Source organism: Oligella sp. HMSC05A10 (assembly GCF_001808335.1).
GTDB lineage: Bacteria > Pseudomonadota > Gammaproteobacteria > Burkholderiales > Burkholderiaceae_B > Oligella > Oligella urethralis.
Genome location: NZ_KV792856.1, coordinates 71,970 through 81,762 on the forward strand (window position 1 = coordinate 71,970; position 9,793 = coordinate 81,762).

The 9,793-nt window shown below is 45.8% G+C and carries 10 protein-coding genes; 6 read left to right on the plus strand and 4 right to left on the minus strand.

What is annotated here, in order from left to right:
• The 4 genes from HMPREF3144_RS02005 to HMPREF3144_RS02020 all read right to left on the minus strand — a co-directional run bounded on the left by HMPREF3144_RS02005 (position 1) and on the right by HMPREF3144_RS02020 (position 3,702).
• Positions 1-471 (minus strand): DMT family transporter, encoded by a 471-nt coding sequence (locus HMPREF3144_RS02005; protein WP_018026871.1) that lies wholly within the window; start codon positions 469-471, stop codon positions 1-3.
• Positions 472-523: 52 nt separating this feature from the next.
• Positions 524-1,858 carry a class I SAM-dependent methyltransferase gene (locus tag HMPREF3144_RS02010; RefSeq protein ID WP_070476028.1) on the minus strand — a complete coding sequence of 445 codons (1,335 nt, stop codon included), beginning with the start codon at positions 1,856-1,858 and terminating at the stop codon, positions 524-526.
• Positions 1,855-2,742 carry an extracellular catalytic domain type 1 short-chain-length polyhydroxyalkanoate depolymerase gene (locus HMPREF3144_RS02015; RefSeq protein ID WP_070476031.1) on the minus strand — a complete coding sequence of 296 codons (888 nt, stop codon included), beginning with the start codon at positions 2,740-2,742 and terminating at the stop codon, positions 1,855-1,857. Before HMPREF3144_RS02015 ends, HMPREF3144_RS02010 begins: the two co-directional genes overlap by 4 nt.
• Positions 2,743-2,901: 159 nt before the next feature.
• Positions 2,902-3,702 carry an exodeoxyribonuclease III gene (locus HMPREF3144_RS02020; protein ID WP_070476034.1) on the minus strand — a complete coding sequence of 267 codons (801 nt, stop codon included), beginning with the start codon at positions 3,700-3,702 and terminating at the stop codon, positions 2,902-2,904.
• Positions 3,703-3,947: 245 nt separating this feature from the next.
• Between HMPREF3144_RS02020 and HMPREF3144_RS02025 the strand changes: the two genes are divergently transcribed.
• The 6 genes from HMPREF3144_RS02025 (at position 3,948) to pyrE (ending at position 9,652) form a co-directional block, all read left to right on the plus strand.
• Positions 3,948-4,331, plus strand: coding sequence for a GtrA family protein (locus tag HMPREF3144_RS02025; protein ID WP_246823828.1), 384 nt, complete (start codon positions 3,948-3,950; stop codon positions 4,329-4,331).
• Entirely contained in the window at positions 4,312-5,421 is a 1,110-nt protein-coding gene (locus tag HMPREF3144_RS02030) for a glycosyltransferase family 2 protein (protein WP_070476041.1), read from the plus strand. Before HMPREF3144_RS02025 ends, HMPREF3144_RS02030 begins: the two co-directional genes overlap by 20 nt.
• Before the next feature lie 16 nt (positions 5,422-5,437).
• On the plus strand, positions 5,438-6,898 hold the full coding sequence (locus HMPREF3144_RS02035) for an ArnT family glycosyltransferase (RefSeq protein ID WP_070476045.1): 1,461 nt from the start codon (positions 5,438-5,440) through the stop codon (positions 6,896-6,898).
• Between the two features lie 6 nt (positions 6,899-6,904).
• Positions 6,905-7,621: a response regulator transcription factor gene (locus tag HMPREF3144_RS02040; protein ID WP_070476048.1), complete on the plus strand. Its 717-nt coding sequence runs from the start codon at positions 6,905-6,907 to the stop codon at positions 7,619-7,621.
• 3 nt (positions 7,622-7,624) lie between these two features.
• A complete protein-coding gene (locus HMPREF3144_RS02045) occupies positions 7,625-8,878 on the plus strand; it encodes a sensor histidine kinase (protein WP_070476051.1) in 1,254 nt (417 codons plus the stop codon).
• 87 nt (positions 8,879-8,965) lie between these two features.
• Entirely contained in the window at positions 8,966-9,652 is a 687-nt protein-coding gene (pyrE, locus tag HMPREF3144_RS02050) for an orotate phosphoribosyltransferase (RefSeq protein ID WP_070469340.1), read from the plus strand.
• The last annotated feature ends 141 nt before the right edge of the window (positions 9,653-9,793 follow it).

Here is a 9,793-nt window from a genome sequence, read left to right on the forward strand (position 1 = left end):
CTAAGCGAGTAGCTGCTTAGTGATTTTTTCTCCAAAGAAAAACACAAAGAGACCGATGGAGCTAATGATTGCGCCCAGGATACGCCATACATCCACTGGTCTAGTCGGCATGCCGATTAAACCGAAATGATCCACCACAATTGCCACCATAATTTGGGTAAAAACCACCACAAAGAGAAAATTACTTAAACCCATTTTTAAGGGTAAAAAGGCGCTACAGAAGACCATAAAGGCCCCCAGTAAACCACCGGAAAACTTCCATAAGGGCTGTTGTCCGAGGGTAGGAGCCAGGGGGCTGAAGTCAGCACGAAATAAGCAGATAATAAAGAGGGTGATGGTACCCACGGAAAAAGAGATGAGGGCTGCCAATAAAGGCTGCCCTAATAAATCCTGACCCAGTCTAGAGTTGATAGGTGCTTGCAGTGCAATGGCGATGGCCGCAGTAAAGGCCAAAAGATAGTATAAAAGCATAGATTTCTCGTTTGATAGTACTGGGTCTCAATCGCTTAAGCTTCGCTCCTCATTACAACTGCGAGCGACGATCGGCGTGGCTAAAGCCAATGGGGCAAAAACCTTGCAGCCCCTTGCTAAGTATCATCACTTTAAAGAGCTCACCCATTTCCGATTCGGAGAGTAGCTTTTGCACCGGACCAATATGTAATGCATAGCTTTCAACATCCTCTGGATCCAGCGTGGATAATAAATCCAACATACCACAATTAATGAGGAAATTGGCTTGTGAGGTGTAACCAGCTAGCTCTAAACCGGCTTTGAAAGCTTCATCAGCGATTGCTGAAAAGTCCACATGAGCGGTAATGTCCTGAATGCCCGGTAAGGACAGTACATCCGGGTGCGCATGATGGCGAAAATGACACATTAAGGTACCCTGAGCACGCTGGGGATGGTAGTACTCGGCAGCAGGGAAGCCGTAGTCAATAATGATGGCTGCGCCTTGCTTTAGCCACTCACCCATGCTGCGAATCCAAGCTCTGGCTTGTTGATTGAATTCAGAGCTATAACCGGCAATTTTAGGCATACGCTCAATCCCATCTGCTAAGCGTTCGGCTGTCACCTCCTCATCAGCCCAAGTAAAGAGGTTTTGAGGCTGGGTTGCTACCGTCTCCTCCTCGCTGGTGGAGGTAGGACGTAGCGTGACATGGCGCTCCTTGAGCTTTTCTTCATCGTCGTAGATATAAAGGCGCACTGGCATCGCATCCAGCACCTCATTGGCTATCACACAACCAACAAAGCTCTCCGGTAATTGCTCTAACCAGACCACGCGGTCGGCATAGGCCGACAAGCTTTGCTGTTGTAGCTCTTTTAAGTCGGAAGAAACTTCAAGGATGAAATACTTGACCGAGGTATCGTCTAAACTCTCCAAAATCTGTGCCGCTAAAGCACCACTGCCAGCACCAAATTCGAGAATATTTTTTTCGCTACAGTGACTTAGCACATCGCTAACCGCAAGTGCTAGCGTACGACCAAACCAAGGACTCAACTCCGGTGCAGTAATAAAGTCACCACTCACGGCGGAAGCGCTGCTCATGGCCGCAGGGTTACCTTTATCAACGCGACTCATGCCGATGGAGGGGTTATCGCCTTCTAGCGGAATCGCCTCACCTCGTTCAAGATAAGCTAGACTGGAGGCGGCAATCGCTTCCTGACTGCTTTGATGACTGGCTAGTTTTAGCCTACCGCTGGTGTAGTAGCCGTATTGGGGGTGATAAAGCGCTTGAGCCATAAAATGCTCAAAAGAAATCGGTCCATTGGACTCGATTTCTTTTTTTAAAAGCTCAGCTAGCCTTTGGGTGTGCTCCAATTCGGCAGGGTGTAGCTGCGGCAGGTTTTTAATGTTCATTTAGTATTATGCAGATGAAAAAATTTTAAAATTTCTTTGCTAGCGTCAAAGTCGGATACTTCATTATAGCGATAATCAGGGTTGCCATTAGCCCAACCATGCCATAAGTCGGGGATCATTTTAAGGCGTACTGGCTGGGCACTTGTTTGATGAATCCGTCCTGCTTTGCGATTTAGGCTGCTAAACCACTTTTTAAGTTGTTCAGCATTCAGCGGATTGACGTAATCATCCTTTTCGCCATGAATAATCATCAGCGGTAGGGGGTGCTCTATATAGTTAATAGGCACTGGAATATCAGCTATGTCCTCGCTACAGCCATCCTTCATGATGCGAATGGCGCCGGCGGCATTGCGGGCAAGGGGAAACATCGGACAGGAGTGGAGCGCTAAGCCAGCAAATAAATGGCTGTAGTCCATGGCGATATGACCTGCCAAGGCTGCACCCGAGGAAATACCGGCTAAATAAATCCGCTCTGGGTCAATGCTATCCACCGTCTCCACCATGGCGCTCAGCAGCTCAACCACAGAGTTTTTTTCTTCAATACTTTGCCTGCTATCGGCATCAAACCAATGCCAACAGTTATTCATATTACGAAAGGTGTTTTGATAGGGATAAAGTACTGCAAAACCGTATTGTTCGGCGTATTCATTCATCCGTGTACCAGCCGCAAAACTATTAGCGCTTTGACCACAGCCGTGAATCATCACGATCAACGGTAATTTTGTTTGTGCTTTGTTTTTTGGAAAATAGGCTGCATACTCCAATTGTTGAAAATTAAATAAGCCGATGGGTGAACTGTTTTTAAGAACGGGTTCTAACCATTTGCCTTCTAAGTTAGCAAAGCCATGCTTTTCGACAAATTCAAATTTATGGATAGTATTCATTTTATTGTGCATCCTTAGCGCTGCGTGAGCACTAATGTTGATGGGCGCTTATCGTCCGGGTTACAGTCAATCGCACACATCGCTTTATAAGTTTTACTTATATGTTTATACCTAATCTTACTATTCTATGCTGTCGTTTGCACTTTGCCTAGCTAGTGTTTATCTTAGGTATGGTTCCTTATCAATGTCATACACCACGGTTAAAGGCGCATGGTCAGAAAAGCGTTGTTCCTTGTAAATCTCGGTACGGATGGCTTTGGAGGCAATGCCGGGGGTGCTGATATGATAGTCGATACGCCAGCCGACATTATTGTCCCACGCCCGTCCGCGATTACTCCACCAAGTGTATTGCTCAGCCTCTTGATTTAATTGACGAAACACATCGACAAAACCGCGTTCCTCAAAGAGATGACTCATCCAGGCGCGCTCTTCTGGGGTAAAACCGGAGTTTTTTAAATTGCCACGCCAGTTTTTTAGATCAATTTCTTTATGCGCCATATTCCAGTCACCACAAATAATATACTCATGACCCGTTTGGCGATGGTGTTCCATCATGCGATCAATCCATGGACCAAACTTGTCTAAAAAGCGAAATTTGGCCGCTTGACGTTCTTCACTACTGGAGCCGGACGGTAGGTAGGCACTGATAACGGTGAGATCGTCCCAGGTGGCGCTGATTAGACGTCCTTCTGGGTCAAATTCCTCACAGTCCATGCCATGTTCGATGTCAGGATTACCCTTGTAATAGAGCGCCACGCCACTGTAGCCTTTTTTCTGGGCATGGTTATAAACACTTTGATAACCTGTTTGATGGCGTATCTCGTCCTTAAGATCGGCCTCGCTGATACGGGTTTCCTGAAGACAGAGGATATCAGCATCTTGAGTCTGCATCCATTCAAAAAAGCCCTTTCGGGCCGCCGCACGGATACCGTTAACATTAAGCGTGGTGATTTTTAGCATAGCAAATGATGTTATGAAAAATGGTCAAATTTTATCGTGTTAAGTCATTGTAACACCTAGGGGTTTACCCTTGGGTGTAAGGTTCTAAGGTATTGATTTTTATTGTCTTTCTTTTAGATTTTCTGATATACAAAAAAATAAAATTTGATAAGTATTTGATATTTTTTTGATAAGAATTTGAAGTCTGATTCACTACACTACCCATGAGATGAATATTGGGCTAGGAAATTAGTCGCTTGGAAACCATGCACTACACCATTTTTCTTCGTTTTTTAATCAATGGCGGTCTGGCGACGGCGATGCATTATGCGGTTTTTATATGGCTGCTGCAACTGGGGACAAGCGGACTCGTTGCTACTACGGTGGGTGCCTTGGTGGGTCTCGTTGCTAATTACTTGTTGCAATATCACTTCACCTTTGCCAGCGCTATCTCACATGGTCGAGCATTTCCGAGTTTTTTGATCGTCGGTGTTTTGTCTTGCGGGCTCAACGCGCTCTTATTTTATGCCTTACAAGCACTGCTCGCTGCGCCTGAGCTGATTTTACAACTGATGGTGAGCACCATTGTGAGCTTAGTTAATTTTGTTTTATACAAAAAGGTATTTTGCTATGACACCTTATCCGTTTAAAGAGACTGTAGCAGTCAATCAGCAGGCTTCTGTAGCGCTGTCGCTAGTGATTCCTGTGTACAACGAAAAACCGGTGATTCCTCTGTTGTTAGAACGACTGAAACAGGTCATGTCAGGCTTAGAGCTGAGTTATGAAATTGTCTTAGTCGATGATGGTAGTCGTGATGGCTCTGGTGAATTAATGTACCGCTTAGCCTTAAGCGATCCCAGCTTACATGTCTTGCGTCTAAGCCGTAATTTTGGCAAAGAAGCGGCTTTAACCGCCGGTCTGGATCATGCGCGGGGCGAGGCTGTGATTATTATGGATGCGGATTTACAGGATCCCCCTGAGTTAATTCCGCAAATGGTGGCGCATTGGCGTGAAGGCTATGATGTTGTCAGCATGAAGCGTCGTAGCCGTGAGGGTGAGACGCGCTTCAAGACATGGTCGGCGCATTGCTATTATCGCATGTTGAACAAAATCAGTGATGTTGATATTCCTACCGATACGGGTGATTTTCGTTTGTTGAGTCGGCATGCTTTAGAAGCCTTAAAGCAATTGCCCGAGCGTAATCGCTATATGAAAGGGCTATTTGCATGGATTGGGATGAAAACCAAGGTAGTGGAATACGATCGTCAGGCGCGTGTTGCCGGTAAAAGCAAGTGGGATTATTTTGCTTTGGTGGGTTTGGCCTTTGAAGGGATTACTTCTTTTTCCCGTTCTCCGCTACGTCTTGCCATGGGCTTGGGTGTGTTTATTGCACTGGCAGGCGTCTTATTCGGTCTTTGGATTGTTTTTAAAACCTTAATGTTAGGCGAGGTGGTGCCAGGTTACCCGTCGATTATTGCCTTAGTGACATTTTTGGGTGGGGTGCAATTAATGACGGTCGGTTTATTAGGTGAGTATGTGGGCAAAATCTACTATGAGTCTAAGCAGCGTCCAATTTATTTATTGAGTGATGCGGTAGAGCAGGCGCAAGCTTGTCGTCCAGCGTATGGTGGCGTCTCGGAAGCAAGTCCTTACGTGGCCACGGTGCACGGTCATCCTATGGCGCAATCGCTGGAACCCTCAGCTGAGAAAGCGCCGCTAGCTCAGCGCAAAGTGTCTTAATAAGTGAATTGAATAAATGTTAAAGTTATTTGAGCGTCCTTTGTTCTTATTGGCGCTAATTTTAGTGGCTGTGTTGCCAGTGATGGCCTTGATGCCTTTTAGTGATACCACCGAACCACGTTATGCGGAAATCGCCCGCTTGATGCTAGAGCGTAATGACTGGATCACGCCTTGGTTTGATCCACAAACGCCATTTTGGGGTAAACCGCCTCTCTCTTTTTGGTTGCAAGCCTTAAGTATGAAGTTTTTCGGCGTATCGGAATTTGCTGCTCGTTTGCCGTCTTACTTAAGTTTATGTGCCTGTGCCTTTTTGTTGCAGCGTGTTGTTCAGCAGCTACATAGCGCCTGGCAGGGCTTATGGGCGGCTATTATTTATGTGAGTTGCGCTTTAAGCTTTACCACCGGCGCTGGGGTGCTAACCGATCCTTTTCTTAATTTAGGCTTATTGCTCGCATTAGTATCCTTTGTGATGGTGATGGAGGGCCAAGGTGCTTGGAATTACGGTTTTTTTATTGGCTTAAGTATTGCTTTATTAGCTAAAGGTCCTTTGGCTTTGGTGTTGTTAGGGGCACCCTTGCTATTGTGGGTACTGTTAAGCTTCAAAGAGCGTGTGCTGCTATTAAAGCGCTTTGCTTGGCGCAGTGGATTAGTCATCATAGCGATATTGGTGTTGCCATGGTATATCTTGGCAGAGATTAAAACGCCTGGCTTTTTGTATTATTTTATCGTGGGCGAGCATGTTTTACGCTTTCTTGATCCGGGTTGGCAAGGTGATATGTATGGCACGGCGCATGAGTATATGCATGGCACTATTTGGTGGTTTGCGTTACAGGCAATGGCGCCGTGGAGTCTACTGTTAATTGCTTTTGCAGTGGGCGCCGCATTCTCAACGAAGCTGTGGGGACACTGGCAAGCACTTTCTCAAGCACCGTATTTTTCATTATTTTTATGCTATGGACTGTTTGTGCCGAGCTTTTTTACCTTCTCGGGTAATGTGCTGTGGACCTATGTGTTGCCCGCAATACCAGCCTTTGCGTATTTACTTTCTATGCTGCTCGTGCCCTATGTGATGGAGACTAGGCCTCGTTTGAAGCTCTTGCCAGTCACAACAGCATTGTTGATGCCAGTGGCGGCGGTCGTGTTGTGTGCACTCGTGTTGTTGGTGCCGCAGCAATTTAAAACGGAGAAGTATTTGATTCAAGCCTGGCAAGCAATCACGCCGTCATGTCCTTTGTACTATGTGGATAAAGCACCATTTTCGGCAAGATTTTACAGCTCAGAGCAAAGTCAAAGTCTAGCGGTAGCTGATATTCACAGCTGGCTACAGGCACATAAAAGTGCACCGATCTGTCTTGCGGTGTCAAAACGAGATGAAAAAATCTTAAGCGATTTGGCGTCTTATCAAGATACGATCATTGCTAGCAGCAAGCGTTATATACTATTTAAATTATCGCCACCATCGTATGTTGCTAACTAGTGAATAATGATGACAGCTACCGAGAGTCTGAGAGTTTTAATTGTTGAGGACCATTCTGCCTTAGCGCAGAATCTGGCGGAGTACTTTGATGAAGCCGCTTATCAGTTGGACTTTGCCGCTGATGGCTTAACCGCTTTACATTTATTAGCCACTAATCAATACGATGTGATTGTGTTGGATATTATGTTGCCGGCGGTTTCCGGGCTTGAGCTCTGTCAACGTATTCGGGAGGACTTGGATAGCAGCACGCCAATTATTATGATGACGGCAAAGGATCAGATTGAGGATAAAACCTTAGCTTTTAGTTTGGGTGCTGATGACTACTTGGTAAAGCCTTTTGCTTTAAAGGAGTTGGAATTACGCATTCATGCCTTGGCACGTCGTCATGCAGGGCGTTTGGACAAAAAGAAGTTACGCGTCGGTCAGATAGTGTATGACCCCCGTAGCTTCTTACTGACCGTGGCTGAGGTAGGCTCTTTGCATTTATCAGGGATTGGCGCAAGGATCTTTGAAACACTGATGAAAAGCTATCCCAATCATGTGAGCTATCAGGAATTACAGCAACAGGTGTGGGGAGAGCGCGAGGTGGATATGAATACCATTCGCACCCAGACCTATGCGCTTAGAAAGTTATTAAGCGATACCTTTGGTAGACCATTGATTAAAACTATTTATGGCGTGGGTTATGAGCTGAGTATTGATGCGCCCGAGGCAGGGGAATAAGTGATGAAACCCATTGCAAGACGCATTTATTATGCCATTATCAGTTTATGCTGCCTGCTGCTCGTGGTGTTTAATCTGATCGCTTGGAGTATGCAGGAAGGTCTGGAAGCAACTATGCTGGAGATTGAGTTTCAGCAGGAGCGGGACTTTTTTTTACAGCAGTTCGATTTTGCCGAGAGTGTGCTGATAAGTAGTGAGGGGCATTTGATCGCTTATGCGAAAAAGGGCGATCCGCTACCTCAATTACCCGAGTTTTTTTTGGAGTTCCCTGAAAATTACCGAGGCGAAATCGAGCGCAACGGTAAAACGTATCTTTTTACGATTGAAACACTACCCGGCGGTGTTTTATATATTTCCAAGGATATTAGCCATTTTGAAAAGCAGGAGATGCTGTTTGCATTGGCTTTGTTGGTGATTAGTGGTATTGCCGTTTTATTGAGCTTGTTTTTAGCTAGGTATTTGAGTCGGCGCATTGCTAAGCCATTGGAGCAGCTTGCCGATGCGATTAGTTGCACGCAAGCGGGGACGCAGATGCAGCGTTTGGATACCGCCTACGATGAGATTGAACTGCATTCAATTTCGGATAGTTTTAATCAGTTTTTGATGCAAATTGAGCGCTTTGTACAGCGTGAAAAAAATCTCTTAAATATGGCGAGTCATGAGTTAAAAACACCGCTTGCGGTTATGTTAGGTGGTTTGGATATTCTTGATAAACGGGGCAATCTCTCGCCAAAGGACGAGGTGACGCTACAACGCATACGACACGCTTGTCAAATTATGCAGAATAATGTCGAGGTACTCTTGAAATTGGCGCGCTCTGAAGCGAACCCGAGTGAATTAGCGCAGCACTCCTTAGCAGAGATTCTGAGGCAGGTGCAAACAGACTTAGAAGCAGCGGATCCGGCGGTAGCTGATCGTTTGTCACTTAATGTGTTGGCAGAGCCAACGGTGTTTACACAATTTAATATGGCTTATATGGTAGCCAGAAATTTAATTCAAAATGCGATTCAGCATAGTAAGGGGCAGGTGGAGGTCAGTTTATTTGCGTCCTACTTTACGGTCTGTGATGAGGGTTCAGGTTTGACCGCTCAGCAAGTGGCCTTGTTGGAGCAAGGTATGGGTCTAGCAAAGGCGCCGAGTGGTGGCGGTTTAGGCTTGTATATTGTGACATTGATGTGTGAGCGCTTACAGTGGCGCTTGGAAGTGCTGGAGGCTCAGCAGCAGGGAGCAAGCATCCGGGTGATATTTGCGCCTTAATCCGCTATTTGAGTGGTGCCTTGGATCGTTAAAACTGTAAAAAATTGTATAATGATTTTTTCTTTTTTTTGTTGCTGAATCATTGATATGACGAATACTACTCAACAGCAAGCTCAACAGCGCCGTGATTTCGTGCGTTTTGCCCTGGATCTTGGGGTATTGCGATTTGGTCAGTTTGAAACTAAGTCAGGACGCCTGAGTCCTTATTTTTTTAATGCCGGTTTATTTAATAGCGGTAAATCATTAGGCGAATTAGCGAAGTTTTATGCAGATACGCTCGTTAACTCGGGCGTTGAATTTGATATGCTCTTTGGCCCTGCCTACAAGGGCATTAGTTTGGCTGCGGCAACCTCCATCGCCTTAGCGAATCATCCTCAGTTAGAGGGGCGCGATGTGCCTTATGCCTTTGATCGCAAAGAAGCCAAGGATCACGGTGAGGGCGGTGTGCTGGTGGGGGCGCCGCTTGCTGGTAAGGTGGTGATCATTGATGATGTGATTACTGCAGGGACGTCAGTGCGCCATTCTGTGGATATTATCCGAGAGCAGGGGGCGACACCAGCAGCTGTTTTAATAGCACTTGATCGTATGGAAAAAGGTGGTAATCACGAGGAAATCGCCGAACATTCAGCAGTACAAGAAGTGGAACAAAAATACGGTTTACCGGTGATTTCAATCGCTTCATTAAGCGATATTATGAGCTTGTTAGAAGAGGATGAGCAATTCTCTCAGCATAAAAACTCTGTTGCTGCTTATCGTGAGAAGTACGGTGCTTAATTAATTTAATTAAGAACTAAAAACAAAACCTAGGGCTCTGTGCGTGATGACGGCAGAGCTTTTTCCTGTCTTCAGCGTTGGGTCACCCTGAAGTGTTTTTCACAGATAGAGACTTTTGCATAAAAGCAGTTAAATACCGGA